Source organism: Candidatus Protochlamydia sp. W-9 (assembly GCF_001950615.1).
In the GTDB taxonomy this organism is placed as follows: domain Bacteria; phylum Chlamydiota; class Chlamydiia; order Chlamydiales; family Parachlamydiaceae; genus Protochlamydia; species Protochlamydia amoebophila.
In genome coordinates, this window is the sequence record NZ_BCPZ01000300.1 from 1 (window position 1) to 334 (window position 334).

General features: G+C 35.6%; 1 protein-coding gene. It reads left to right on the forward strand.

Features of this window, described 5'->3' with window-relative positions; all coding sequences use genetic code 11:
* On the forward strand, positions 1–334 hold a 334-nt coding region (locus BU804_RS08830), incomplete at both ends, for an IS982 family transposase (protein WP_143298970.1).

The window sequence follows — 334 nt, forward strand, 5'->3', positions numbered from 1 at the left end:
GGTTTAAATTGCATCTCATGATCAATGAGAAAGGAGAAATTTTGGCTTTTCAGCTAACTCCTGGAAATGTCGCTGATGTTTCTATTGCCGAAACTTTGTCGAAAGGGATTTTTGGGAAACTATTTGGTGATAAGGGGTATATTTCGAAAGAACTTTCAAAGAGGCTTTTGAAACAAGGTCTTGAACTATTTACTACCCTAAGATCGAACATGAAGCAGAATCTTATGAAGTTGACAGACAAAATTCTTCTTAGAAAACGAGCTATTATTGAAACGGTGAATGATCAACTAAAAAATATTTCTCAAATTGAACATACACGCCACAGAAATGCCGG